This window comes from Kitasatospora sp. NPDC005856, assembly GCF_040629945.1.
Classification (GTDB): Bacteria; Actinomycetota; Actinomycetes; order Streptomycetales; family Streptomycetaceae; genus Kitasatospora.
In genome coordinates, this window is record NZ_JBEXWT010000005.1 from 49,817 (window position 1) to 74,268 (window position 24,452).

The following is a 24,452-nucleotide window of genomic DNA, read 5'->3' on the forward strand; positions in this document are numbered from 1 at the left end:
GGCGGGTGCTCAGTGCGGCCGGTAGTAGGCCGCGATCGGGGCCCGAGCCTCTTCGGGCAGCGCCGGGCCGTCGGTCGGCACCGCCGGCCAGGCGCCCGAGCCGGGGTTGAGGGCGACGAGTTGGTCCGTGGAGAGCGCGTAGACGACCCGGCCGATGCCGGAGCGGAGGATGCCTCCTTCGCACATGCCGCAGGGCTGGCAGCTGGTGTACAGGGTGGTGCCTGCGGCGGTGGCCGGGGTCAGTGCGCGGGCGGCCCAGCGGGCGAGCTTCAGTTCGGGGTGGGCCGTGATGTCGTCGTCGCGGCGGACGGTGTTGTGGGCCTCGGCGAGGATCTCGCCGTCCGGGCCGGCCAGCAGGGAGCCGTACGGGGCGTCGCCCAGGGCGATCGCGTGGGCGGCGATCGCGATGGCGCGGCGCAGCAGGGTCTCGTCGGCTTCGTTGATCACGCGGTCCTCCACGCGGTGGCGACGGTGGTGAGGGCCTGCCAGGCCTGCTGCGGCCGGAGGGTCTCCGCCGGATCGCCGTGGTACGGGTCGAAGACGACGGTCCCGGCGCCGAGGTCGCGCAGTCGGCGCAGGTCGTCGAGGATCTGGTCGACGGTGCCGACACCGGCGGGCCGCTCGGGGTCGTCGACCGGTGCGGTGGTCGGGCGCAGAGCGATCCGGGGCGCGAACCCCGGCATCGGATGCTCGGCCAGGATCGACCGCATCCGGGCGACGGGGAGCCGCAGCGGGTGCCAGGCGTCGCCGAAGCGGGCCGCCCGCCGGAGCGCGGCGTCGCTGTGGCCGCCGACCCAGACCGGTACCGACCGGTGGCCGAGCTCCGCTGCCCAGGAGTCCCGCAGGGTGCTCAGGTACTCGTCGGTCAGTCGGCCGCGCGCGGCGAACGGAATGCCGAGGGCGGCGAACTCCTGGCGGGCCCAGCCGACTCCCACGCCCAGGACGAACCGGCCGCCGCTGAGCCGGTCGAGGGTGCCCGCCATCCGCGCCACCAGCAGCGGGTTGCGGTAGGGCAGGACGAGGACGGTCGTGCCGAGCCGCAGGCCGGGGGCGGTCGCGGCGAGCCAGGACAGCGTGGTGAACGGCTCGTAGAACGGCTCCGGGTACCGCTCGGCCACGTCCGGGGTCACCGCCACGTGGTCCGACACCATGAGGAGGCCGAAGTCGAGGCCCTCCGCGGTCCGGGCCCACTCGCGCAGCACGCCGGGGTCGGTGCCGGGGCCGAAGTTCGGTACGTTGACGCCAAGTTGCATGCTCCGAGGCTATCCCCGCGATCATGGCGGACGGAACGGACTTCTCCCGCTCTGACCTGCGGATCGCCGTGGTTCTCCCGGTAGATTCGCGTCATGGCCGTGAATCTTGACGACACCGACTGGGCGATCATCGAGCAGCTGCAACGGGAGGCCCGCATCTCGCTGAGCGAGCTGGGGCGGCGGGTGTCCCTGAGCGCGTCGGCGACCACGGAACGGGTGCGGAACCTGGAGTCGCTGGGCGTCATCACCGGCTACCACGCGACGGTGGACCTCGCGAAGGTCGGCTACCCGGTGCTCGCCGTCGTGCGGCTGAAGTACCCGGGCAACCGGCACGAGCCGCTGCGGCGGCTGCTCGCCGAGCGGCGGGAGATCCTGGAGTGCCTGCGCACCACCGGCGACGACTGCTACACCCTCAAGGTGGCGGCGACCTCCATGGAGCACCTGGAGACCCTGGTGGACGAGTTGGCCGGCTTCGGCAGCACCACCACGAGCGTCGTCTACCGCCGGACGCTGCCCCTGCGGGGGCCCGGACGGCCGTGACGTCGAGGGCGAAGGCGCTCCCTCGATCGGGGGAGGCCGGCCGTTCGTCGCGCGACCACACTGGCGATCGTGACCGGGAGTTCTCCTACTCCCCACGATTCCCCAGGAGTTGACTCGTGCGTCGTTCGCGTGTCCGCCACATGGCACTCGCCCTCACCGTCTCGACCGCCGCCGCCGTCGGGGTGCTGACACCGTCGGCCGCGTCCGCCGCATCGGCCGCGTCGCCCGTGTCGGCCGCGTCCGCCGCATCGGCCGCGTCCGTCGCGTCCGCCGCCGCCCCGCCGGACGTCGTGCAGCGGGGGCTGAACGCGCTGGTGCGGACGGACGGGGTGCCCGCCGCGCTCGCGACCGTCCGGGACGGGCGGGGCCGAACCCGTGACTACACGGCAGGGGCGGGGGACCTGGCCACCGGCGCCGAGGTGCCCGTCGACGGGCAGGTGCGGATCGGCAGCAACACCAAGACCTTCACCGCCGTCGTCGTGCTCCAGCTGGTGGGGGAGGGGAAGGTCGACCTCGACGGCTCCGTCGACACCTACCTTCCCGGCCTGGTCCGCGGCGAGGGCGGGGACGGGCGCGGCATCACCGTCCGGCAGCTCCTCCAGCACACCAGCGGTCTGCCCGACTACGAGGGGCTGCTGGACGAAGCCTCCCTCCGCCACCGGTACTTCGAGCCGCGGGAGCTGCTGGACCTCGCCCTGCGGCAGGAGTCCGCCTTCGCACCCGGCACGGGGTTCGGCTACAGCAGCACCAACTACGTGCTGGCCGGGCTGATCGTCCAACGGGTGACCGGCCGGCCGCTCGCCGAGGAGATCGACCGGCGGATCGTCCGGCGCATCGGGCTGCGGCACACCTACTTCCCGGCGGCGGGTGACCGGAGCATCCGGGAGGCCCACCCCCACGGTTACCGCAGGGACTCCGCCGACGGGCCGCCGAACGACTTCACGGAGCTGGACCCGTCGGCGGGCTGGGCCGCCGGGCAGATGATCTCCACCAACTCGGACCTCGACCGCTTCTTCACCGAACTGCTGGTCCCGGACCGCCTGCTGCCCGCGGCCCAGCTCGCCCAGATGCGCACCACCGTGCCGGTCGGGGACGGCGGCATGGGCTCCGGACTGGGCGTCTTCAGCCGGCCGCTCTCCTGCGGCGGGGTCTACTGGGGGCACGGCGGCGACATCCCGGGCTACGAGACCCGGGGCGGCGCCACCGAGGGCGGGCGCGCCGTGAACATCGCGGTCACCACCGTCCCGACCGACTACGCCGTGACCCGGCACCTCGAGGACGTCGTGGACGCCGCCCTGTGCCGCTGAGCGGCCCGCCGGGCCCGCGAGCGGTCAGGAGCGGAAGTGGTTCCCCTCGTCGCCGATCACGCCGTTGCCGTGGTGGACGGACAGGCTGGAGTACGTCGCCCGCATGCGCGCGGCCTGGGCGGTCCGCTGCTGTTCGATCAGCAGGCCGTCGGCGTCGTCGAACCCGTGCCGCCGCGCGCGTTCCCGGTTCGCCAGGAAGACCGTGGTGCCGACGGCGGTGCCGACGAGGGCGAGCAGGAACACCAGGACGAGACCCATGACGTCACCCTTCCCCCGGTTCGATGACGTCCAACCGCCGGACGACCAGGGACCTCAGGCGCGGGCCTGCTCGGCGTTCGCACGCCCGTGACCAGCACCGGGACGCGGCCCGCGACGGCGAGGTCCTCGGCCGGAATGCCGGCGTACAGGCGGGCGGTGGCGGGCGGTGATCTCGGCGGACTCGGCGGTGGTGCGCTCGTACGGTTCGCGGCCGGCCGCCATGCGGCGCAGCCGGGAGGCCTCCGCCGGGTCCTGCTCCATCAGACCGGCGGCCGTCAGCTCCTCGATCACGCCCAGGACGAGCGGCTCGCGGGCCTTCGGCGAGCCGGTGACGTCGCGGACGAGGACGTCCCGGGAGATGGAGCCGCCCGCGACCACGACGGCCCGGAGCGTCACGCTCTGGTGGAAGGTGGCCCCGTGGCGGCCCAGCACCTCCTCCAGGAGGGCGCGCGCCGCGTAGTGGGCCAGGGAGATGACCCGGCCGTCGACGGGGGCGGGTGCGACGGCAGGGGCGGTGTCGGGGGCGGCGGTGGTGGGTTTAGCGGTGGGTGTGGCGGCGGTGGTGGGTGAGGCGGCTCCGTACGGGGCGCCTCGGGCATGACTTTCGACAGATCCGGTCCGACGGCGCTCCTCATAGGGTCGTGGGCATGCGGATGACTGGGGTGGCGCTGCCCGTGGTGGCGGCGGGGTGTATCGGGCTCGGTGTCACCAGCCTCTGGTGGGTGCTGCCCGCGATCGGGCTCTCCTTCCTGGCCGGGCTGCGGATGGAGCGGGTACGGCCGGCGGCGGTGGTGTTCGCCGTCCTGGTGGTGGTCGGGGTGCTGGTGGTCGGGTCGGTGCCCTCCTGGATCGTCATGGGTCTGCGGTTCGTCGCGCTCGCGGTGAGCGCCGGGATGGGCCCGTGGCTGCTGGGCCGGTTCTGGCGGCAGTCGCAGGAGCTCGTGCGCGCCGGCTGGGAGCGGGCCGAGCGGCTGGAGCGCGAGCAGCGACTCGTCGCCGAGCAGGCCCGGCTGCGCGAACGGGCCCGGATCGCCCAGGACATGCACGACGCGCTCGGGCACGACCTCAGCCTGATCGCGCTGCGCGCCGGGGCCCTCAAACTCGCCCCCGACCTGGCCCGGCCGCACCGGGAGGCCGCCCAGGAGATCAGGGCGGGCGCGGCCGCCGCCGTCGAGCGGCTCGGCGAGGTGATCGGCATCCTGCGTGACGGGGACGAGAACGGGGACGGCACCTGCGCGACCCGCGGGCCGGCCGACTCGGACATCCCGCACCTGGTCGCCGAGGCCGCCGCAGCCGGTCTGGACGTTCGCACGGAGATCACCGGGGAGCCGGACGGGCTCCCTCGTGCCATCGAGCACGCCGCGTTCCGGGTGGTGCAGGAGGCCCTGACCAACGCCGCCAAGCACGCGCCGCGAGCGGCCGTCACCGTGGAGGTGGCCTACGCGGCCGACGGCGCCCGCCTCCGGGTGGCCAACGGACCCACACCTCTGCCCGCGGCCACCGTCGTCGGAGCGGCGTCGTCGGCGCCCGCGTCAACCCCGCGCGGCGCAACGCCCACCGGAGGCCGTGGCCTGGTCGGACTGGCCGAGCGCGTCCGGCTCGCGGGCGGCACCTTCGCCCACGGGGCCCGCCCGGACGGCGGGTTCGAGGTCGTGGCCGACCTGCCGCGCCGGGCCGCCGGGCCCGTCCCGCTGGTGCCCGCCGCCCCGTCGTCGCCGGTGCGCGAGCTGCGACGGGCACGGCGCAGGGTGGGGCGGACGCTGGCCGCCGTGGTGCTCGTCCCGCTGGCGACGGCCGTGCTGCTGACCGTGGGCCTGCGAGTATGGACGTTCTACGTGGTCGGCCTGTCGGTACTGGACCCGGAGGTCTACGCCTCCCTCCAGGTGGGGCAGGACCAGGCCTCGGTCGAGCGAGTGCTGCCGGGCCACCGGCTGCCGTACCGACCGCCGAGCGGGCCGTCGACGCCGACGCCGCCGACAGGGGAAGGGGTCTCCTGCGTGCACTACGCCATCACCGCCCAGCTGTTCGTGGACCGGGCCGGCGACGCCTACCGGCTCTGCTTCCGGGACTCCCGGCTGGTCTCCCGCGACGTGCTCGTCTCCTGACCGCCCGCCGCAGCGCCGCCCGCCGCAGCACCTGCTGCCGCACACCTCTTCCTCCACCACCTCCGTACCGAGCGACCGACAGGAGCCACCGATGACCACCACGCCGATCCGGGTGCTGCTCGCCGACGACGAGCCCATGATCCGCGCGGGGCTGCGTGCGGTGCTCGCCACCGACCCGGGCATCGAGATCGTCGCCGAGACCGGGGACTGCCGGGAGGCCGTCGAACTGGTCCGGCGCCACCGGCCGGACGTCGCCGTGCTGGACATCCGGATGCCCGGGACGGACGGCATCACGGCCGCCGCCGAGATCCGCCGGAACGGCCTGGCCACCGGAGTACTCATGCTGACCACCTTCGGTGAGGACGACTACATCCTGCGCGCGCTCAGCGGCGGCGCGAACGGCTTCCTGATCAAGTCCGGCGAGCCCGAGGAACTGCTCGCCGGGGTGCACGCGGTGGCGGAAGGAGCGGCCTACCTCTCACCCAAGGTGGCCGCCCGGGTGGTCGCCCACCTGGCCGCCACCGGGGCCGGCGGCCCCGCCGACCGGCGCGCCGGCGCCCGGGAACAGGTGGCCGCCCTGACCACCCGGGAACGGGACGTACTGACGCTGATCGCCGCCGGGCTGTCCAACGGCCAGATCGCCCGTCGGCTGGGGGTGGTGGAAGGCACCGTGAAGGCCCATGTGAGCTCCATCCTGGCGAGGCTGGGCGTGGCCAACCGGGCGGCCGCCGCCGTCCTCGCCCACGAGGCCGGGCTGACCCTCGGCGCGAACTGCGCCGGCGGCCCGCGGGACTGAGCCTGCCGCGCCCGGGGCCGTGCCGGAGCACGAGCCCGTGGCGGAGCCCGTGCCCGCGCCCGGTGCCGACGGTATCGACGGTGCCGACAGCAGCCATCCGAGGACGGGCGCCCCGGCCAGGGCCGTCACCAGGGCAGTGGCCGCCGGCCGCAGGGCGAGGACCACCGCCGCCGTGACCGTGCCGCCGAGCGCGGCACCGGCGAGCACGTCGTGCGGGTAGTGCACCCCGGCCGCCACCCGCAGCGCGGCCGTGGCACCGCCGACGGGTATGACCAGCAGCGCCCACCGCGGGCGCAGCAGCACCAGCCCCGTCGCCAGCGCGACCGCCAGGGTGGCGTGGTTGCTCGGGAACGACCAGTCGCCCGGCGGAGGACAGTCGGCTACCGCCGTGCCCGGCAGCCCGGCCAGTGCCCGGCAGGGCCGCTCCTCGTCGAGGAGCACCTTCAGTACCTCGCTCGCCCCGTAGGCCAGCACCGTGCCGAGCCCCACCAGCACCACCCCCGCGACCACCCCGGCGGCCCGCCGCCCCCGGGCCGTCCACCAGCAGAACGCCAGCAGGAGCCCCAGCACCAGCAGCCCGACCTCGGTGGCCGGCTCCAGCAGCGAGGCCACCGCGCTCGGGGTGTCGCCGACGGCCTCCACCACCCGCCGGTAGCCGCCGGCCGACCACCCGGCCGAGACCCGCACGGGCCCCGACCCGCCGCCCCGCTCCGGCACCAGCCACGCCACCACCCCGGCCCCCGCACCGAGCAGGGCCGCGGCCAGGACGGGCCTGGACCTGGGCCTGGGCCTGGCGGTGGCCCCTCGCCCGCCCGCCTTCCGCGGTGTGCTGTTCTGCCTCGAATTCCCGTCCGTGTACGTCATGGTCCGGACGGTAGAAGCCGAGACCCCCTGGCCGCCCGACCCGAAAGTCATGCCGTGCCCCTGACGATGGTCAGGGTTGACAGCACATCACAGGGCGACGGCCGGCCAAGTGGCCGTCCGTGCCGGCTCCCCCCCCGGCTCGCCCTCCCGCCCGCCCGCCTTCCCGCCTTCCCACCCGCTTCGCCGGTTCCCCCGACCGCGTCGTGCTCGTCCTCCCGGGCGTCGGGTACACCCCCGCCCGGCCGCTCCTCCACTTCGCCCGCTCGGGGCTCCTCCGACACGGTTGGACCGTCCAGGAGGTGTGGTGGCAACTCCCCGACGAATTCTGCACGTTCGAGCCGGCGGCCCGGATCGCCTGGGCCGAGCGGACCGTGCGGCGATTGCGAGGAACGTGCGGCGGATTCACGCGGAAGAGCGGTCACCGCCGCCCCGGGAACCCGTGGCGCCGACTGCCGAGGGTGGCGGCCAGGGAGGCGGCCAGGAGGACGAGGGCGGACCAGGGCAGGGCGGTCGGGCCGGCGTGGTCGAGGAGGAGGCCGCCGGCCAGGCCACCGGCGGCGATGCCGAGGTTCCAGCAGGTGACGAGCAGCGACTGGGCGATGTCCCCGGCCGGGCCGGCCGCGTCGGCGATGGCGGTCTGGAGGAGGGTGGCGACGCCACCGAAGCCGAGGCCCCAGAGCGCGGCGGCGGCGTAGGCCGGCCAGCCGGTCGAGCCGAGCAGGGCGGCGGCGAGGAGCAGCGCCGCGGCGGCGAGGAGGACGGAGGCCACGATGGTCAGCGGCCGCAGGTGCCGGTCGATCAGGACGCCGGTGCCGAGGATGCTCACCAGCGAGGACAGCCCGATGACGAGCAGGACGGTGTCCGTCCGGCCGTCGAGCCCCAGCGGTGCGAGCAGCGCGGCGACGTACGTGTAGAGGACGTTGTGGGCGAGGACGAAGGTCGCCGTGACGGCCAGGACGGCGGCCACGCCGGGCATCCGCAGTACCCGCCGGACGGGGATCCGGGCCTGGTCGGCCGGGCTGGGCAGTTGCGGGAGCACGAGCAGCATCCAGCCGGTCAGTGCCGCGGCGATCAGGCTCATCAGCCCGAAGGTGATCCGCCAGCCCACCAGATCGGCGAGGAGGGTGCCGGCGGGCACGCCCACCGACAGGGCCACCGTCGAGCCGGTCATGGCGACGGCCATCGCCCGTCCGCGCTGCTCGGGCGCGACGATGCCCCGGGCGTACCCGGCCAGCAGCGCCCAGAGCAGCCCCGCGACCAGACCGGCCGCGAACCGGGCGGCCATGGTGAGCGGGTAGCTCGGCGAGACGGCGGTGACGGCGTTGGCCGCGGCGAAGCCGCCGACGGCGACCAGCAGCAGGCGTTTGCGCGGCAGGCGACCGGTGACGGAGGTCAGCGGGATGGCGGCCGCGATGGAGCCGACCGCGTAGACGGTGACGGACTGCCCGGCGGCGGACTGGCTGACGCCGAGGTCGGCGCTCATCGCGGGCAGCACCCCGGCGGGTAGGGCCTCGGTCATGATCGTGACGAATCCGCCGGTGCTCATGGCCAGCAGGGCGGGCCAGGGCAGCTTCGGTGCGGCGGCCACCGGTCGGTCGGGGGTGCGGAGTTCGGGAGTGGGCATGGGCCCGATCGTCTATCGTTGACATACGTGTCAAGGTCCAGTCGGGACGGCATCGGACCGGAGTGAGGGTGGTCACACATGCGCATCGGTGAACTCGCCCGGCGGGCGGAGACCACTCCGCGCCTGCTGCGCTACTACGAGCAGCAGGGACTGATCACGCCGCACCGCGAGGCCAACGGCTACCGCGAGTACGACGAGTACCTCGTGGACAGGGTGCTGCAGATACGGGGGCTGCTGGACGCGGGGCTGCCGACCCGGATCATCAAGCAGATCCTGCCCTGTCTGGACACCCCGCGGACGATCCACTTCGCCGACGCCACGCCGGACATGCTCGACACCCTGGAGTCCGAGACGGACCGGATGACCCGCCGGATCCAGTGCCTGACGCGCAACCGGGACGCCATCCGGGAGTACCTGGACGTGGTCAGAGGCCTGTCCGACCAGCCGACCGACCGGCCGACCGAGCCGCTGACCTCCCGCCCGGAGGTCGCCGCTTGACCTTGCCACCGGTGTCAAGGTCGGATCCTGTCGCCATGACCGAATCCCCGATCCGCCACACCGCCTTCGGCGACGGCACCCCGATCGTCCTGATCCACGGCTACACCGTCGACCACCGCGTGCTGCTCCCGCTCGAACCCGCCTTCGCCGACCGCCCCGGCTGGCAGCGCCTCTACCTCGACCTCCCCGGCCACGGCGCCAGTCCCCGGCTGCCGGGCCGGGCCTCGGCCGGCGCGCTCGTCGAGGCCGTCTCCGGATGGATCGAGGAGCGGGTCGGCCGGCGGCCCTTCGCCGTGGTCGGGCAGTCCTTCGGCGGCCAGCTGGCCAGGGCGGTGACCGCGCGGTTCGGCGAGCAGGTGCTGGGCTCGGCGCTGCTGGTGCCGGTGGTGCGCTGGGGAGCCGACCGGTCCCTGCCCGAGGAGTCCGTGGTCGAACGCGACGACGACCTCCTCGCCCGGCTCCCGGCCGCCGACCGCGAGCTGTTCCGGTACGTCATGGCCCGCCACACCACCGTGAGTTGGGAGCTCTTCGAGCGCTACGTCCGGCCGGGCTGGGAGGCGCACGACCGGGCGGCCGCCGCCGAGCTCGAGGGCGACTTCCTGCTGCCGCACTGGCCCGAACACCGGGCCGCGCCGCCGCACCGCGGCCACCACCTGCTGGTCACCACCCGGCAGGACGCCCTGGTCGGCTGGCGCGACCAGCTCGCCCTGCTCGACCACTACCCCCGGATGACCGCCGCCGTCCTGGACGGTGTCGGCCACAACCCCCAGGTCGAGGCCGCCGGGACCGTCCGCACCCTGTTCGGCCACTGGCTCGACGCACTCCGCCGCTGAGGCCCGGCCCCGGGAAGGCCGACGGCCCCGCGACCGGTCGTTCCGGTCGCGGGGCCGTGCGCCGCCATCGTCGCGCCCGCCGTGGTCACCGTCGTCCCCGTGCACCACCACCGTCGTCGCCGTCGTCGCCGTCGACGCCGTCGACGCCGAGGTCTCCGCCGGGGCCCGACCCCGGCGGGCCCGGGCTCAGCCGATGGAGCGGGGGAGACGGGTGGTCAGGTAGAGGATGGTGAAGGAGCCGAGGAGCTGGATGCCCAGGCACAGGGCGAGGGCGCGGTCCATGCCGAGGACGGGGGAGAGCGAGAGGTAGAGCGTGCCGAGGGTGGCGACGCCGAGGGCGAGGCTGGCCTGCTGGCCGGTGGCGAGGACGCCGCTGCCGACGCCGGCCCGCGCGGCGGGCACCTTGGAGAGGACGACCCGGAACAGCGGGGTGCCGATCAGGCCCTGTCCGATGCCGGCGAGGGCGACGCCCGGGGCCATCCGCAGCGGGGAGAAGTGCGACCAGTCGGCCAGGACGGTCAGGGCGAGGGTGGCGAGGCCGGCGGCCTGGACGACGGCGCCCGCGCTGAGCACCCGGCTGCCCCAGCGGCCGATCAGCCGCGGGCCGGCGAGCGAGGCGGTGAAGTAGCCGACCGCCATCGGGACGAGCGCCCAGCCGGCCGCGACCGGGCCGAGCCTCAGGCCCTGCTGGAGGGCGACGGCGATGACGAACATGAAGCCGCCGAAGCCCGCGAAGTAGGGGAGCGCGATGCCGAGGCCGCGTCGCATCTCCGGGATGCGCAGCAGGGACGGCGGCACCAGCGGGGTGTCCCCGCGTCGTTCGGCGCGGCGCTCGACGGCGACGAAGGCGACGGCGAGGACGGGGAACAGCACGAGCAGCACCCAGGACCAGAGCGGCCAGCCGGCGGCCCGGCCCTCCATCAGCGGGATGAGCAGGGAGAGCAGCGTGGCGGTGAGCAGGACGGTGCCGGGGACGTCGACCCGGGCGGCCGCGGTGGCCCTGCTCTCCGGGACGTAGCGGACCGCGAGCACCACGGCGAGCAGCGCGAAGGGCGTGTTCAGCAGGAACACCGAGCGCCAGCCGGTGCCGAACAGGTCGGCGGCGACCAGCATTCCGCCGAGCACCTGCCCGATCACCACCGCGATCCCGCCGACCGCGCCGTAGACGCTGAGCGCGCGGCCGCGCCGGGCGCCCTCGGTGGCGGCGGTGATGGTGCCGAGCACCTGCGGGATCAGCAGCGCGGCCGAGGCGCCCTGGGCGGCCCGGGCGGCGACCAGGGACCAGGCGTCGGGGGCGAGACCGCAGGCCAACGAGGTGAGGGCGAACGCGACGGCGCCGTGGACGAAGAGCCGGCGGCGGCCGTAGCTGTCGCCGAGGCGCCCGCCGAGGACGAGCAGCACGGCGAAGGCGATGCCGTAGCCGGCGGCGACCAGTTCCAGGACGGCGGGCCCGGCGGCCAGGTCGTGGTCGATGGTGGGCAGGGCGACGTTGACGATGAAGAAGTCGAGCATCGGGAGGAAGGCGCCGAGCAGGACGGTGACCAGCCCGGCGGTGCCGAGGGTGCCGGCGGCGGGACCGGCGGCGGGGCCGGTGGGGCCGCCCGGTCCGGGGGTGGTCGTACGGGCGGCCGCGGTGCCCGGGGTGGTGGCGGTGCGGCCCGATGCGGGGGCGACGGCGAGTTGTTGGGTCACGGGTCCTACGATCCGCCGCGCCGTACCCTGGTACCAGAGTGTGGTTATCCAGGTATAAGAAGTACCTGGCAACAGGCTGACGGCTGACGCATGCTGGGGAGCATGAGTCTCGCCACGCCCCCCGCGCAAGCCCGCACCGGTTCGGCCGGTCCGCGCCCGGCCACTCCCGACGACGCCCGCCGGCACGAGCTGGCCGCGTTCCTGCGCAGCCGCCGCGAGCGTCTGGCGCCCGAGCAGGTGGGCCTGCCGATGACCGGCCGCCGCCGGACGCCGGGGCTGCGCCGGGAGGAGGTCGCGCAGCTCGCCGCGGTCGGGGTGACCTGGTACACGTGGCTGGAGCAGGGGCGGGACATCCAGGTGTCCACCCAGGTGCTGGACTCGGTGGCCCGGGCGCTGCTGCTGGACCCGAGCGAGCGCACCCACCTGTTCACCCTGGCCGGCGCCGACGACCCGGCGCCGCTGAAGGAATGCCCCTCGGTGACCCCGAGCGTGCGGCTGCTGCTGGACCACCTGGCGCCGTTCCCGGCCATGGTGCTCAACTCCCGCTACGACGTACTGGCGTACAACGACCAGTACGCCGCGATCGTCGGCGACCTCGACCGACTGGCCCCCGAGGACCGGAACCTGATGTGGATGGCGTTCACGCCCTCGCGCTTCCGGGAGGTGCTGGTCGACTACCGCACCGAGCGCCTCGGCATCATGGCCCGGTTCCGCTCGGGGATGGCCGACCACAGCTCGGATCCGGCCCGGAAGGCGCTGCTGGCCCGGATGCTCAAGGCCTCGCCGGAATTCGCGGAGCTCTGGCAGCGGCACGACGTGAAGCGGCCGGGCAACGGGATCAAGCGCTTCCAGGTGCCGGGCGTCGGGCTGTTGCGCTGCGAGTACACCAACTTCTGGCTCAGTCCGCAGCTGGGGACGCGGCTGATCACGTACACCCCGCTGGACGACGAGACCCGCGCGCTGATGGACGAGCTGCCCACCCGGCGGGGCAGGTCCTAGGCGGCCCGAACCGCCGCGTCCCGGCCGAGCCACAGGCACACCACGGCGAGCGGCAGTTCGATGCAGGAGGCCATGACCAGCGCGGCGAGCATCGCCACGCCCGGTCCGGCGCAGGCGATGTCGGCCAGCGCGTCCCCGGTGAGCAGCAGGGCCACCGCCGCGCCGGCCCAGAGGGCGGCGGGGCTGCGCCGGCGCAGCAGCCCGTCCAGCGAGAGCAGGGCGGCGAACTCGGTGAGGTCGAGCACGACCCAGGGGGTCTCGTGGCAGACGGCGAGGACCGCCAGCCAGGGCAGCAGCGCGACCGCGGCCAGGAGGGGGAGCCGGGCGAGGCGCGCGGGCGGGACGTACGAGGAGGCGGGGCGGGCGGCGAGGACGGCGGTGCTCATGCGGCACCCCGGTCCCGGTGGCGCACCCGCTCCAGCGGAAGGCGCTCGGCCGTTCCGCCCGCCGGGTGTTCGACCCGCACCGCGTCGAAGGGGCCCTCGGCCCAGGCGATCCAGAACCGGCCGGCCACCGTGACCACCTCGGCCGTCGACCGCACCCGGCGCAACGGCCGCCGCCCGGTGAACACCACCGCGGGCGCGGCGCCGTCGGCCGCCAGCCGGCCCCAGGCCAGCACGTGCCGACTCCGCCCGGCGGACGGGCAGCGCCGGGCCCCGCGCAGCAGGTACGGGGTGAGCCGGGCGGCGACCACGACGTCGGTCAACTCCCCGTACTGGTAGAGCTCCAGCGCGGCCCGGCCGCGGCCGGACCCGACGCTGCGGACCGACCAGGGCCCGGCCCCGGCCGGCAGCGCGTCCTCCGGCAGCGTGCCCTCGAAGAGCGTCGTCGGGAACAGCGCGCCCTCGGACGGCGCCCCCGCCGGCAGCGCCCCCGCCGGCGCCGGCGCTCCGGAAGCACCCCCGGGGCCGGGCCGCCCGTGCGGCGGAGTGATGGAGTGCGATGCAGTGCTCGTCATGTCCCCAAGCCTTCCGCCGGGACCCCCGTCCTGTCGGTGGTGCCCCACACCGAATCAGGGGTGTACTTAGCTACACCCCCACCCGGCACCCCCCTTCATGGCGGCTCGTGATCACCGGGCCCTACGCTGTCCGCCATGTCCTCCACCACGTTGCGCCGAGCGCTCGTCAGGAGCCTCCGGCGCCCACCGTGGTCGCCCGAGGTCTGGCGGGACGTCCGCTTCACGGCCGCCGGAATCCCCATGGCGCTGCCGGTCTGGCTGGCCGTCACCGAGTCGACGCTGCTCCTCCCGGTGCTCGTCGCCGTCCTGCTCTGCACCCGCCCGCTGACCGCCGTCCAGCGCGGTCGGCTGCGCGCCCTGCACGGGGTGGAGGTGCCGCCGCTGCGCCCGCCGACCGGGCGCCAGGTCTGGCTGCTGGGGATGACCTGGCGTCAGGTGCTCCACCACCTGGTGGCCGGCCCGCTGCTGGCGGCGGGCGCGCTGGTGGTGCTGTACGCCTGGGCGGCCGCCGTGGTGCTGGCCACCGTGTACGGCTGGATGTGGCTGCTGCCCGCCGGCACGGCGCTGCGCTCCGGCCTGGCCGGGGAGGACGTCGTACTCACCCTCGGCGGGTTGCTGCTGCTGGCGGCCCTCCCCTCGGCGGGCACCCAGCTGGCCCGGCTGGAGGTGTGGGTGGCCCGGCGGCTGCTCGGCCCGGACCGGGCGGAGGCCCTGGAGCGGCGGGTCGAGGAGATCGCCGAGAGCCGGGCCGGGCTGGTCGACGCGGTGGACGCCGAGCGCCGCCGGATCGAGCGCGACCTGCACGACGGCGCCCAGCAGCGCCTCACCTCCCTGGCGATGAACCTGGGCCTGGCCCGGCGCACCCTCAAGGACCTCCCGCCCCACGTCATGCAGGTGATCGTCGAAGCGCACGTGGAGGCCCAGGCGGCCATCGACGAGCTGCGCGACCTGGTCCGCGGCCTGCACCCGGCCGTCCTGGAGGACCGCGGTCTGGACGCGGCGCTGTCCGGCATCGCCGCCCGGGCCCCGCTGCCGGTGCGCCTGGACGTCGACCTCTCCGAGCCGGTCGCCCCGACCGTCGAGGCGGTCGCCTACTTCACCGTCTCCGAGGCGCTCACCAATGTGGCCAAGCACGCCCGCGCGCAGCAGGTCGACCTCTCGGTGCGGACGGCCGACGGCCGGCTGCGCCTGGTCATCAGCGACGACGGCGTGGGCGGCGCGGACGCCTCGCGCGGCACAGGGCTCACCGGTCTGCGCAAGCGCGCCGCCTCGGTCGACGGCACGCTGTCCGTTCTCAGCCCCCTCGGGGGCCCCACCACCATCACCGTGGAGTTGCCGTGCGCGCTGTGATCGCCGAGGACTCGGTCCTGCTGAGGGTCGGCCTGGTCAAGGTCCTGGAGGCGGTGGGCTTCGAGGTCGTGGCCGCCGTCGGGGACGCCACCGAACTGCTGGCCGCCGTCGAGGAGCACCGCCCGAAGGTGGTGGTGGCCGACGTCCGGATGCCCCCGGGGTTCAGCGACGAGGGGGTGAAGGCGGCGATGGTGATCCGCCGGCAGTGGCCGGACACCGCCGTCCTGCTGCTCTCCCAGTACGTGGAGGAGCGCTACGCCGCGGACCTGCTGGCGACCAACACCAGTGGCGTCGGCTACCTGCTCAAGCAGCGGGTGGCCAATGTCGACGACTTCGTGGACGCGCTCCAGCGGGTCGCCGAGGGCGGCACCGCGCTGGACCCCGAGGTGGTCGCCCAGCTGCTGGTGCGCCGCCACCGGGATCCGCTGGAGAAGCTGACCCCGCGCGAGCGCGACGTGCTCGCCCTGATGGCGGAGGGCCGGTCCAACGCCGCGATCGCGGGTTCGCTGGTGGTCAGCGACAGCGCGGTGGCCAAGCACATCAACTCGATCTTCACCAAGCTCGACCTGCCGCCGGCCGACGACAGCCACCGCCGGGTGATGGCGGTGCTGCGCTTCCTGGAGGTCGGGTAGCGGTGAAGGGGGCGAAGGGGGCGAGGGGCTGGCGGGCCGTCGGGACGGTCGTGATCGTGCTGGTCATGCTGGGTGCCGGACTGCAGACCTGGTCGATGGCGGTCCAGCAGCGCACCAGCACGACCCGGCCGTACGACCTGGCGATCCACCGTCTCCAGCTGGAGACCGGCAACGCCTCGGTCCGGGTGCGGGCCGGGCGGGAGGGCCGTGTGGTGGTCCGGCAGAGCCTGGACTGGCTGGTGCGCAAACCGGTGGTGTCCACCGTCTTCGACGGTGACGTGCTCACGGTCGGGATGCGCTGCCGGCAGGTCCTGCCGTTCGCGGACTTCGGCTGCGGCGCCGAGATCGAGCTGGAGGTGCCGGCCGCGACGGAGGTGTCCGGCTCGGTGGGCTCCGGCTCCGTCCAGGTGGAGGGCCTGAGCGGGGACGTGCGGATGGAGCTGACCTCCGGGCAGCTGTTGCTGTTCGACACCTCCGGGGACGTGTCCTTGCACGCCACCTCCGGCCAGGTGCGGGGCACCAACCTGAGCATGCGGCGGGTGACGGCGCAGGTCGTCTCGGGCTCGGTGCAGCTGGGCTTCGCGAAGGCCCCGCGCGAGGTGGACGCCACGGCCACCTCCGGTTCGGTGGAGCTGACCGTGCCGAAGGGCAGCCGGTACGCCGTCTCCAGCGAGATCGGCAGCGGCAACGGCCGGATCGACCCGCGGCTGGCGGACCCGGCCAGCCCGAACCGGGTGCACACCGCGGTCACCTCCGGATCGATCACCGTCGTCCCGGCGGCGTCGGAGCCGCAGGAGCAGCCGATGCCGCCGATGTCGCCGATGTCGCCGATGTCGGCGGAGCAGACGGGGCCGACCGGGCCCGCGGAGTCGTCATCGCCCTCCATGGCGCCGACGCCGCCGTCGGCTCCGTAGCGGGAGCGCCGCGGAGCGGGCGGCGGCCGCTCGTCCGGGCGGGGGACGGGTGGGGGACAATGGAGAGTCCCGTCCCCATCACCCGAGGTCAGCCGCGCATGACAGCCACGCCCGCACCCACCGCGCCCGACACCGAGTTCGCGCCGCTCGACATCGGCCCGATCCAGGTGTGGCCGCCCGTCGTGCTGGCGCCGATGGCCGGCATCACCAACGCGCCGTTCCGCACCCTGTGCCGTGAGCAGAGCGGCGGCCGCGGCCTGTACGTCTCGGAGATGATCACCACCCGGGCGCTGGTCGAGCGCAACGCCAAGACCATGCAGCTGATCAAGTTCGACCCGAGCGAGAAGCCGCGCTCGATCCAGCTGTACGGGGTGGACCCGGTGACCGTCGGCAAGGCCGCCCGGATGATCTCCGAGGAGGGCCTGGCCGACCACATCGACCTCAACTTCGGCTGCCCCGTCCCCAAGGTCACCCGCAAGGGCGGTGGCTCGGCACTGCCGTACAAGCGCAACCTGCTGCGCGAGCTCCTGCGTGAGGCCGTCGCCAACGCCGGCGACCTGCCGGTGACCATGAAGATGCGCAAGGGCATCGACGACGACCACCTCACCTACCTGGACGCCGGCCGGATCGGCGCCGAGGAGGGCGTGGCGGCGATCGCCCTGCACGGGCGCACCGCCGCCCAGCACTACGGCGGGACGGCGGACTGGTCGGCGATCGCCCGGCTGCGCGAGTCCGTCCCGGCGCACATCCCGGTGCTGGGCAACGGGGACATCTGGTCGGCCGACGACGCGGTGCGGATGATGCGCGAGACCGGCTGCGACGGCGTGGTGGTGGGCCGCGGCTGCCTGGGACGGCCGTGGCTGTTCAGGGACCTGGTCGCGATCTTCGAGGGCGACGTGGACTACGCCCGCCCCGACTTCGGCTACGTGGCCGAGGCGATGGTCCGGCACGCGCAGCTGCTCGGGGAGTGGCTGGGCGACGAGGCGCGCGGCGTGATCGACTTCCGCAAGCACGTCGCCTGGTACACCAAGGGCTTCTCGGTCGGCTCCGAGCTGCGGGTGAAGCTGGCCGGCTCGTCCTCATTGGCCGAACTGGCCGAAACCCTCTCCCAGGTGGAGCAGTCCCAGGGCTGGCCGGACGGTGCGGACGGCCCGCGCGGGCGGACCAGCGGCAACAACCGGGTGGTCCTGCCCGAGGGCTGGTTGGACGATCCGTATGACTGCGCCCGACCGGGCGTTGACGCCGAATCGGACACATCTGGCGGATGATCTATACGGAACAGCGAAAACGACCCTGCGAGGCCGAATGCCACTAGGTCCCAGCCCTCTTGTCCATCCTGGACAAGAGGGCTCCTTTTCGGCGCTCGAACGTCACGGAGCGAGCACGTTTCCGGACAGTGTGCGACGATCGGCGGAGGCGTTCTACGTTCGACCCGTGAGATGCGCTGGTGACGCTTGCCACACGGGGTGGGGGCTGACGGCCGGTCAGTGGACGAAGTGGACAGGTCGGCTGTGAATCGCTTCCCGAAGTCGGTCGGCCGGTGATCGGGCGATCCGGGTGCAGGAAATCAAGCCGGGGCAACGCCATGGACCCGCGGTCGTTACGGTGCGTCCGGATCGTACGATCTTCGGGCTCGCTTGCATTCAAGAGTTGAACGCTGGCTCGCGTCAGGCGGACGATTTCACCAACAGAGGTGAACGCCTTTATGTGCATTCGATCTAGCGGGTTACCGCTTGGTACCGGCCTCGGGTGGCCTATTCAGGGCAGAGAAGTGCCTTCGAAATGGGTATGTTCTCCGGCGTCAGGGCAACCGCGTACGAGGAGACCGACCCGTGCCGTCCCAGCAGAAGTTTGTTTACTCCTTCACCGAAGGAAACAAGGACCTCAAGGATCTTCTCGGCGGCAAGGGCGCGAACCTGGCCGAGATGACCAACCTGGGCCTCCCCGTCCCTCCGGGGTTCACCATCACCACCGAGGCCTGCAAGGTCTTCCTGGAGACCGGCAGTGAGCCGGCCTCGCTGCACGAGGAGATCAGCGCCCACCTGGACGCCCTCGAGCAGGAGATGGGCAAGAAGCTCGGCCAGGCCGACAACCCCCTCCTGGTCTCGGTGCGCTCCGGCGCGAAGTTCTCCATGCCCGGCATGATGGACACCGTCCTCAACATCGGCCTCTCCGACGCCTCGGTGGCCGGCCTCGTCGCCCAGTCCGGCAACGAGCGCTTCGCCTGGGACTCCTACCGCCGCCTGGTCCAGATGTTCGGCAAGACCGTGCTGGGCGTCGACGGCGAGCTGTTCGAGGAGGCCCTGGACGAGGCCAAGCACGCCAAGGGCACCGTCAACGACCTGGACCTGGACGCTTCCGACCTCCGGGAGCTGGTCGAGGTGTTCAAGGGCATCGTCGAGCGCGAGACCGGCCGGGCCTTCCCGCAGGACCCGCGCGAGCAGATGGACCTCGCCGTCCACGCGGTCTTCCACTCCTGGAACGGCGACCGCGCCCGGCTGTACCGCCGCCAGGAGCGCATCCCGAACGACCTCGGCACCGCGGTCAACGTCTGCACCATGGTCTTCGGCAACCTCGGCGAGGACTCCGGCACCGGCGTCGCCTTCACCCGCGACCCCTCCACCGGCGCCCAGGGCGTCTACGGCGACTACCTGTCCAACGCCCAGGGCGAGGACGTCGTCGCCGGCATCCGCAACACCCTGCAGCTGTCCGAGCTGGAGAAGCTCGACAAGAAGTCGTACGACGAGCTCATGGCGATCATGCAGAAGCTCGAGAACCACTACCGCGACCTCTGCGACATCGAGTTCACCATCGAGCGCGGCAAGCTCTGGATGCTGCAGACCCGCGTGGGCAAGCGCACCGCCGCGGCCGCCTTCCGGATCGCCGTCCAGCTGGTCGACCAGGGCCTGATCGACCTGGACGAGGCCCTGATGCGGGTCACCGGCGGCCAGCTCTCGCAGCTGATGTTCCCCCGCTTCGCTCCCAACACCGAGTCGCAGCAGATCGCCTGGGGCCTGGCCGCCTCGCCGGGCGCCGCGATCGGCAAGGTCGTCTTCGACTCGTACACCGCCGTCAAGTGGTCCCGCTCCGGCGAGAAGGTCATCCTGGTCCGCCGCGAGACCAACCCGGACGACCTGGACGGCATGATCGCCGCAGAGGGCATCCTGACCTCGCGCGGCGGCAAGACCTCGCACGCCGCCGTCGTCGCCCGCGGCATGGGCAAGACCTGTGTCTGCGGTGCCGAGGAGCTGGAGGTCGACACCAAGGCCCGCAAGTTCACCACCGCCGACGGCCAGGTGATCCACGAGGGCGACGTCGTCTCCATCGACGGCGCCACCGGCAAGGTCTACCTCGGCGAGGTGCCCGTCCTGCCGTCCCCCGTGGTCGAGTACTTCGAGGGCACCCTGCACGCCGGCGCCGACGTCCAGGGCGGGCTGGTCCAGGCCGTGCACCGGCTGATGTCGCACGCCGACGGCCGCCGCCGGCTGGCCGTGCGCGCCAACGCCGACAACGCCGAGGACGGCTCGCGCGCCCGCCGCTACGGCGCCCAGGGCATCGGCCTGTGCCGCACCGAGCACATGTTCCTCGGCGAGGAGCGCCGCAAGGAGGTCGAGCACCTGATCCTGGCGGACAACGACAAGGACCGCGAGCTCGCCCTCTCCACCCTGCTGCCGCTCCAGAAGGGCGACTTCCTGGAGCTCTTCCAGGCGATGGACGGCCTGCCCGTCACCGTCCGCCTGCTGGACCCGCCGCTGCACGAGTTCCTGCCGGACATCACCGAGCTGTCGGTGCGCGTCGCCCTCGCCGAGGCCCGCAAGGACCCGAACGAGAACGACCTGCGCCTGCTCCAGGCGGTGCACAAGCTGCACGAGCAGAACCCGATGCTGGGCCTGCGCGGCGTCCGCCTCGGCCTGGTCATCCCCGGCCTGTTCGGCATGCAGGTCCGGGCCATCGCCGAGGCCGCCGCCGAGCGCAAGCTGGCCGGCGGGGACCCGCGCCCCGAGGTGATGATCCCGCTGGTCGGCACCGTCCAGGAGCTGGAGCTGGTCCGCGACGAGTGTGAGCGGGTGCTCGCCGAGGTCGCCCAGTCCACCGGCGTCCAGCTGGACATCAAGCTCGGCACCATGATCGAGCTGCCGCGCGCCGCGGTGACCGCCGGGCAGATCGCCGAGGCCGCCGAGTTCTTCTCCTTCGGCACCAACGACCTGACCCAGACGGTCTGGGGCTTCTCCCGGGACGACGTGGAGGCCTCGTTCTTCACCGCCTACCTGGAGAAGGGCATCTTCGGGGTCTCCCCGTTCGAGACCATCGACCGCGACGGTGTCGGCTCGCTGGTCAAGCACGCCGTCGAGGCCGGCCGGGCCACCCGCCCCGACCTCAAGCTCGGCGTCTGCGGCGAGCACGGCGGCGACCCGGAGTCGGTCCACTTCTTCCACGAGGTGGGGCTGGACTACGTCTCCTGCTCCCCCTTCCGGATCCCGGTGGCGCGCCTGGAGGCAGGCCGCGCCGCCATCGAGTCGGCGGGCAGCGACTCGCGCTGAGAGGGTAGGCATCCCCTCCGCACGCGCGGGCACGACTGACCGCTCACCCTCCCGTCGGGAGGGCGTACACCGGAGCTCGGCGCAGGAGAACCGGCGTACGTGACACGGCCGGGCGGGAACGGACAACGGCGTCCGTTCCCGCCCGGCCGTTCGCGTCGGGCCCGGACCCGACGGGAACCCACGGCCGGGCGGCGGGCGGTGTGGCGGCGGCCACGTGTGTAGCTCGCCCGGTGCGGCCCGGCCCCCTGCCAAGCTGGACCGCATGACCAACCGCAGAAACCCGCTCGTCGTCGTGGCCGTGCTGATCCTGGCGGTCCTGGCCGGGGTCGGCTACCTCCTCACCGACAAGGGGAGCGGCCACCCCAAGGCCACCGCGAGCCCCGCCACGGGCGCCACCGCCGGCCCCGCGACGCCCGGGTCCACGGCGGCCAAGCCCTCGGCCCCCAAGCCGACCCCGTCCGCCGGGGGCGCCGGCGCCACCCCGGCCCCGGCCGGCACCTGGGTCCCGACCGACCCGGCCATGGCCGACGTCTGCCGCACCAAGCTCCCCAGCCAGGCCCAGGACACCCTCGGCCTGATCGCCAAGGGCGGGCCCTACCCGTACAGCCGCGACGGCATCGTCTTCGAGAACCGGGAGAGCCGCCTCCCCAAGAAGACCGGCGGCTACTACCACGAGTACACCGTGGTCACCCCGGGCTCCAACGACCGCGGCACCCGCCGGGTGGTGACCGGCGACTCCGGCGAGCAGTACTGGTCCGCCGACCACTACGCCACCTTCCAGGAGATCGACTCCCGCTGCTGAGCGGGCCCGCCCGGGCCGCCCGCACCCCACGATCCACCCGCATCCCACCGGCCGCCCGCACCCCACAACCCCCCCCGCATCCCACCGGCCGCCCGCACCGCGCCGGCGCCCCTCACCGCGCCCGCCGCCAGGTGATCCGGGGGTGCGGTGCGTGCGGACCGGTGGTGACCAGGGCCGTCAGCTCGTGGAGCACCGGGGCCGGGTCACGGCGGAGCTGGGCCGGGGTGGTGCGGACCACCGGGAGACCGGCGGCGGTGAGGCGGTTGGCGCGGGCCAGGCCCCGCTCGTGCTCGGCCGGGCGCAGGTGCCAGGCGCGGGAGTCGATCTCCAGGGCCACGCAGGCGTGCGGCCAGTAGGCGTCCGGGACGGCGAGGAACCGGCCGTCCAGGAAGAGCACCGGGTTCCACAACGGGTCCGGCAGCCCGGCGTGCGCCAGCAGTTCGCGGGCCTCGCCCTCCACCACCGACCGCACCCCGACCGTCAGGTCCTCGACCACCCTGGCCACCTGGGGTAGCCCGAGCGCACCCGGCCGGGACAGCAACTGGTCGAGCAGTTCGCCGAGTTCGCAGTGGCGGCGCTGGACGGCCTCCGCGCACAGCGCCCGGAACCGGCGCTGCCCGGTCTCCTTCGGCGCGAGGTCCGCCAGTGCCCGGGCGACCGTGGTGCTCCACAGCCCGTCGGTCCGCTCGAAGCCGCCCGGCATCGCCCCGGAGGCCCGGTGGATCCGGACGAACTCCCGGTCACCCACCCGCCGTTGACCGGGGATCAGGATGTCGACCGCGTTCAGGTCGGACGGGTGGCCGGCGCTCGGCAGGCCGGCCTCGGTCAGCACCGCGAGGCCGGTCAGCAGCACCTCCCCGGACCGTGGCTCGCGCCCCTTCGGCGTCGCGTACGCCAGGGCGGCCCGCAGCTTCTGATGGAACGTCAGTCTCCCGCTCTGGAGGCAGATCACCCGGGGCAGCACCTGCTGCCAGGGCCCGCCCGGACGCAGCCGGTGGGCGATGGTGCCGGAGGGCACCCCGAGGCGGCGCAGTTGCGCCCGGGTGGCGATGTGCTGCTGGTCGGCACCGAGCAGGGCGACCGGGTCGAGGGGATAAGCGCGGGTCATGCCCGGTGACTGCCCGCCGCGATCGGAGGTATGCGAAACATCCCCCGTCGGTGGGGTCGGCGGTCACGGGTGTTGACGCGGCGGCGGTGGAACCGCTGAGCTGGATGCCATATGACCATTCCATCCACCCACCTCGGCCCCGCGCTGGACGCGCTGAACGGCCTCTGCGTGGGCGACGCCCTCGGCGCCCAGTTCTTCGTCCCGGAGACCGCCCGGACCCACCTCACCGCCCGCACCGAACCGCCCGGCCCCTGGCCGTGGACCGACGACACCGAGATGGCCTGCTCGGTGTACGCCGCCCACACCGAGCGCGGCGCGATCGACACCTTCGACCTCACCCACGCCTTCGCGCTGCGCCACGACTTCGACCGCGGCTACGGCCCGGCCGCCAACCGGCTGCTGCGGCTGGTCCGCGAGGGCGGTGACGCGAAGCGGCTGGCCGCCGAACTCTTCGACGGCCAGGGCTCGTACGGCAACGGCGCCGCGATGCGGGTCGCCCCGCTGGGGGCGGCGTACGCCGAGGACCCGGCCGCCGTCGTCCGGCCCGCCGCCGACACGGCCGTGATCACCCACACCCACCCCCAGGCCGTGGACGGCGCGATCGCGGTCGCGGTGGCGGCCGCGTACGCCGTGCGGGCGCGGACCGGGACCACGACGCCGAACACCTTCCTGGCCGCGGTCGCGGCACTCACCCCGCGCGGAGCCGTCCACGACGCCCTGACCGAGGCGATCGGCCTGCTCGCCGAGCCGGATCCGCTGGTCGCCGCGCGGGTGCTCGGCAACGGCAGCCGGACCTCCGCCGTCGACACCGTCCCGTACGCCCTCTGGTGCGCCGCCCGGAACCTGGCCGACTACCGGACCGCGGTGTGGGAGGCGATCGCGGCCGGCGGCGACATGGACACCGTCGCGGCGATCACCGGCGGGGTGGTCGCCGCGCACACCGGCACCGAAGGCATCCCGGCTGCCTGGCTGGCAGCCCGGGAACCGCTGCCCGACTGGCTGCCCCACGCACCGGGAACGGTCCGGCAGGCCCCGACGCGGGGCCTGCTCGAGCCCATGCTGCTGCCCCGCCCCTGCCCGGTGCCGGACGTGGTGTGGACCGAGGAGCAGTGGCGGCGGATCCGGGCAGGGCTGCGCTCCCGCGAGACGGAGCACCGGTGGGAGTCGTACACCGCCGAGGGCGTGCTCCACCTGCACCGCAGCTGGACCGGCTTCGAGATCTGGAGCGTGTCGGTGGCCCCGGCGCGGGGCGGCGGCTGGCGGCCGGTGTCGGCCCTGGTCGAGGTGCATCCCGACCGGTACAAGGGTGCACCCGACCCGGAGCTCCTCGCGCGGATCCTCGACCTGGCCGCCAGGGGCTACGGCTGGTAGCCGCAGC

General features: G+C 74.0%; 24 protein-coding genes and 1 pseudogene. 15 read left to right on the forward strand and 10 right to left on the reverse strand.

Annotated features, from left to right (window positions below; translation table 11 throughout):
* Positions 1-9: 9 nt before the first annotated feature.
* Both ABZ449_RS05270 and ABZ449_RS05275 read right to left on the reverse strand, forming a co-directional pair.
* Positions 10-447, reverse strand: coding sequence for a nucleoside deaminase (locus ABZ449_RS05270; protein ID WP_360340464.1), 438 nt, complete (start codon positions 445-447; stop codon positions 10-12).
* Positions 444-1,253 carry an LLM class flavin-dependent oxidoreductase gene (locus ABZ449_RS05275; protein ID WP_360340467.1) on the reverse strand — a complete coding sequence of 270 codons (810 nt, stop codon included), beginning with the start codon at positions 1,251-1,253 and terminating at the stop codon, positions 444-446. Before ABZ449_RS05275 ends, ABZ449_RS05270 begins: the two co-directional genes overlap by 4 nt.
* Before the next feature lie 93 nt (positions 1,254-1,346).
* Here ABZ449_RS05275 and ABZ449_RS05280 point away from each other — a divergent pair, with 93 nt between their 5' ends.
* Both ABZ449_RS05280 and ABZ449_RS05285 read left to right on the forward strand, forming a co-directional pair.
* Positions 1,347-1,793 (forward strand): Lrp/AsnC family transcriptional regulator, encoded by a 447-nt coding sequence (locus ABZ449_RS05280; protein ID WP_360340470.1) that lies wholly within the window; start codon positions 1,347-1,349, stop codon positions 1,791-1,793.
* 116 nt (positions 1,794-1,909) lie between these two features.
* Complete coding sequence (locus ABZ449_RS05285; RefSeq protein WP_360340473.1) at positions 1,910-3,100, forward strand: serine hydrolase domain-containing protein; 1,191 nt, start codon at positions 1,910-1,912, stop codon at positions 3,098-3,100.
* A gap of 24 nt (positions 3,101-3,124) precedes the next feature.
* Here ABZ449_RS05285 and ABZ449_RS05290 read toward each other — a convergent pair whose 3' ends face one another.
* Together ABZ449_RS05290 and ABZ449_RS05295 are read right to left on the reverse strand one after the other, a co-directional pair.
* On the reverse strand, positions 3,125-3,358 hold the full coding sequence (locus tag ABZ449_RS05290; RefSeq protein WP_360340476.1) for a hypothetical protein: 234 nt from the start codon (positions 3,356-3,358) through the stop codon (positions 3,125-3,127).
* A 54-nt stretch (positions 3,359-3,412) separates the two neighbouring features.
* Positions 3,413-3,790: a hypothetical protein gene (locus tag ABZ449_RS05295; RefSeq protein ID WP_360340479.1), complete on the reverse strand. Its 378-nt coding sequence runs from the start codon at positions 3,788-3,790 to the stop codon at positions 3,413-3,415.
* Positions 3,791-4,005: 215 nt separating this feature from the next.
* Here ABZ449_RS05295 and ABZ449_RS05300 point away from each other — a divergent pair, with 215 nt between their 5' ends.
* Positions 4,006-5,463 carry a histidine kinase gene (locus ABZ449_RS05300; protein WP_360340482.1) on the forward strand — a complete coding sequence of 486 codons (1,458 nt, stop codon included), beginning with the start codon at positions 4,006-4,008 and terminating at the stop codon, positions 5,461-5,463.
* Positions 5,464-5,554: 91 nt separating this feature from the next.
* Positions 5,555-6,259, forward strand: coding sequence for a response regulator transcription factor (locus ABZ449_RS05305; protein ID WP_360340485.1), 705 nt, complete (start codon positions 5,555-5,557; stop codon positions 6,257-6,259).
* A 213-nt stretch (positions 6,260-6,472) separates the two neighbouring features.
* Here ABZ449_RS05305 and ABZ449_RS05310 read toward each other — a convergent pair.
* A pseudogene (locus tag ABZ449_RS05310) lies at positions 6,473-6,769 on the reverse strand (phosphatase PAP2 family protein); the annotation flags it as partial.
* Here ABZ449_RS05310 and ABZ449_RS05315 point away from each other — a divergent pair.
* Positions 6,735-6,914, forward strand: coding sequence for a hypothetical protein (locus ABZ449_RS05315; protein WP_360340799.1), 180 nt, complete (start codon positions 6,735-6,737; stop codon positions 6,912-6,914). The pseudogene ABZ449_RS05310 and the gene ABZ449_RS05315 sit on opposite strands and share 35 nt — an antisense overlap.
* 627 nt (positions 6,915-7,541) lie before the next feature.
* Here ABZ449_RS05315 and ABZ449_RS05320 read toward each other — a convergent pair.
* Positions 7,542-8,747 carry an MFS transporter gene (locus tag ABZ449_RS05320; protein WP_360340488.1) on the reverse strand — a complete coding sequence of 402 codons (1,206 nt, stop codon included), beginning with the start codon at positions 8,745-8,747 and terminating at the stop codon, positions 7,542-7,544.
* Positions 8,748-8,825: 78 nt separating this feature from the next.
* Between ABZ449_RS05320 and ABZ449_RS05325 the strand changes: the two genes are divergently transcribed.
* Both ABZ449_RS05325 and ABZ449_RS05330 read left to right on the forward strand, forming a co-directional pair.
* Positions 8,826-9,245 (forward strand): MerR family transcriptional regulator, encoded by a 420-nt coding sequence (locus ABZ449_RS05325; RefSeq protein WP_360340491.1) that lies wholly within the window; start codon positions 8,826-8,828, stop codon positions 9,243-9,245.
* Between the two features lie 35 nt (positions 9,246-9,280).
* Positions 9,281-10,078: an alpha/beta fold hydrolase gene (locus ABZ449_RS05330; RefSeq protein ID WP_360340494.1), complete on the forward strand. Its 798-nt coding sequence runs from the start codon at positions 9,281-9,283 to the stop codon at positions 10,076-10,078.
* 186 nt (positions 10,079-10,264) lie between these two features.
* Here the strand turns inward: ABZ449_RS05330 and ABZ449_RS05335 are convergent, their stop codons facing one another.
* The gene (locus ABZ449_RS05335) at positions 10,265-11,623 is read right to left on the reverse strand and encodes an MFS transporter (RefSeq protein WP_360340787.1); all 1,359 of its coding nucleotides are present in this window, start codon (positions 11,621-11,623) and stop codon (positions 10,265-10,267) included.
* A gap of 249 nt (positions 11,624-11,872) precedes the next feature.
* Between ABZ449_RS05335 and ABZ449_RS05340 the strand changes: the two genes are divergently transcribed.
* Complete coding sequence (locus ABZ449_RS05340; RefSeq protein WP_360340497.1) at positions 11,873-12,769, forward strand: helix-turn-helix transcriptional regulator; 897 nt, start codon at positions 11,873-11,875, stop codon at positions 12,767-12,769.
* On the opposite strand, the gene ABZ449_RS05345 is transcribed toward ABZ449_RS05340, so the two are convergent.
* Both ABZ449_RS05345 and ABZ449_RS05350 read right to left on the reverse strand, forming a co-directional pair.
* Complete coding sequence (locus tag ABZ449_RS05345; RefSeq protein WP_360340500.1) at positions 12,766-13,155, reverse strand: hypothetical protein; 390 nt, start codon at positions 13,153-13,155, stop codon at positions 12,766-12,768. The two genes, ABZ449_RS05340 and ABZ449_RS05345, sit on opposite strands and share 4 nt — an antisense overlap.
* Positions 13,152-13,727: a hypothetical protein gene (locus tag ABZ449_RS05350; protein WP_360340503.1), complete on the reverse strand. Its 576-nt coding sequence runs from the start codon at positions 13,725-13,727 to the stop codon at positions 13,152-13,154. The genes ABZ449_RS05345 and ABZ449_RS05350 overlap by 4 nt, the downstream gene beginning before the upstream one ends.
* 135 nt (positions 13,728-13,862) lie before the next feature.
* Here ABZ449_RS05350 and ABZ449_RS05355 point away from each other — a divergent pair, with 135 nt between their 5' ends.
* From ABZ449_RS05355 to ABZ449_RS05380, 6 genes are all read left to right on the forward strand, one after another.
* Entirely contained in the window at positions 13,863-15,077 is a 1,215-nt protein-coding gene (locus ABZ449_RS05355) for a sensor histidine kinase (protein ID WP_360340506.1), read from the forward strand.
* Complete coding sequence (locus ABZ449_RS05360; protein ID WP_360340509.1) at positions 15,065-15,709, forward strand: response regulator transcription factor; 645 nt, start codon at positions 15,065-15,067, stop codon at positions 15,707-15,709. The genes ABZ449_RS05355 and ABZ449_RS05360 overlap by 13 nt, the downstream gene beginning before the upstream one ends.
* 2 nt (positions 15,710-15,711) lie before the next feature.
* Positions 15,712-16,623, forward strand: a complete 912-nt coding sequence (locus ABZ449_RS05365; RefSeq protein WP_360340512.1) for a DUF4097 family beta strand repeat-containing protein — start codon at positions 15,712-15,714, stop codon at positions 16,621-16,623.
* 98 nt (positions 16,624-16,721) lie between these two features.
* Positions 16,722-17,891 (forward strand): tRNA dihydrouridine synthase DusB, encoded by a 1,170-nt coding sequence (gene dusB / locus ABZ449_RS05370; protein ID WP_360340515.1) that lies wholly within the window; start codon positions 16,722-16,724, stop codon positions 17,889-17,891.
* A 564-nt stretch (positions 17,892-18,455) separates the two neighbouring features.
* Positions 18,456-21,164 (forward strand): pyruvate, phosphate dikinase, encoded by a 2,709-nt coding sequence (gene ppdK / locus ABZ449_RS05375; protein WP_360340518.1) that lies wholly within the window; start codon positions 18,456-18,458, stop codon positions 21,162-21,164.
* 262 nt (positions 21,165-21,426) lie between these two features.
* Positions 21,427-21,966, forward strand: a complete 540-nt coding sequence (locus ABZ449_RS05380; protein ID WP_360340521.1) for a ribonuclease domain-containing protein — start codon at positions 21,427-21,429, stop codon at positions 21,964-21,966.
* 112 nt (positions 21,967-22,078) lie between these two features.
* Here ABZ449_RS05380 and ABZ449_RS05385 read toward each other — a convergent pair whose 3' ends face one another.
* Positions 22,079-23,074, reverse strand: coding sequence for a hypothetical protein (locus ABZ449_RS05385; protein WP_360340524.1), 996 nt, complete (start codon positions 23,072-23,074; stop codon positions 22,079-22,081).
* A gap of 111 nt (positions 23,075-23,185) precedes the next feature.
* Between ABZ449_RS05385 and ABZ449_RS05390 the strand changes: the two genes are divergently transcribed.
* Positions 23,186-24,445, forward strand: coding sequence for an ADP-ribosylglycohydrolase family protein (locus ABZ449_RS05390; protein WP_360340527.1), 1,260 nt, complete (start codon positions 23,186-23,188; stop codon positions 24,443-24,445).
* Positions 24,446-24,452: the final 7 nt, after the last annotated feature.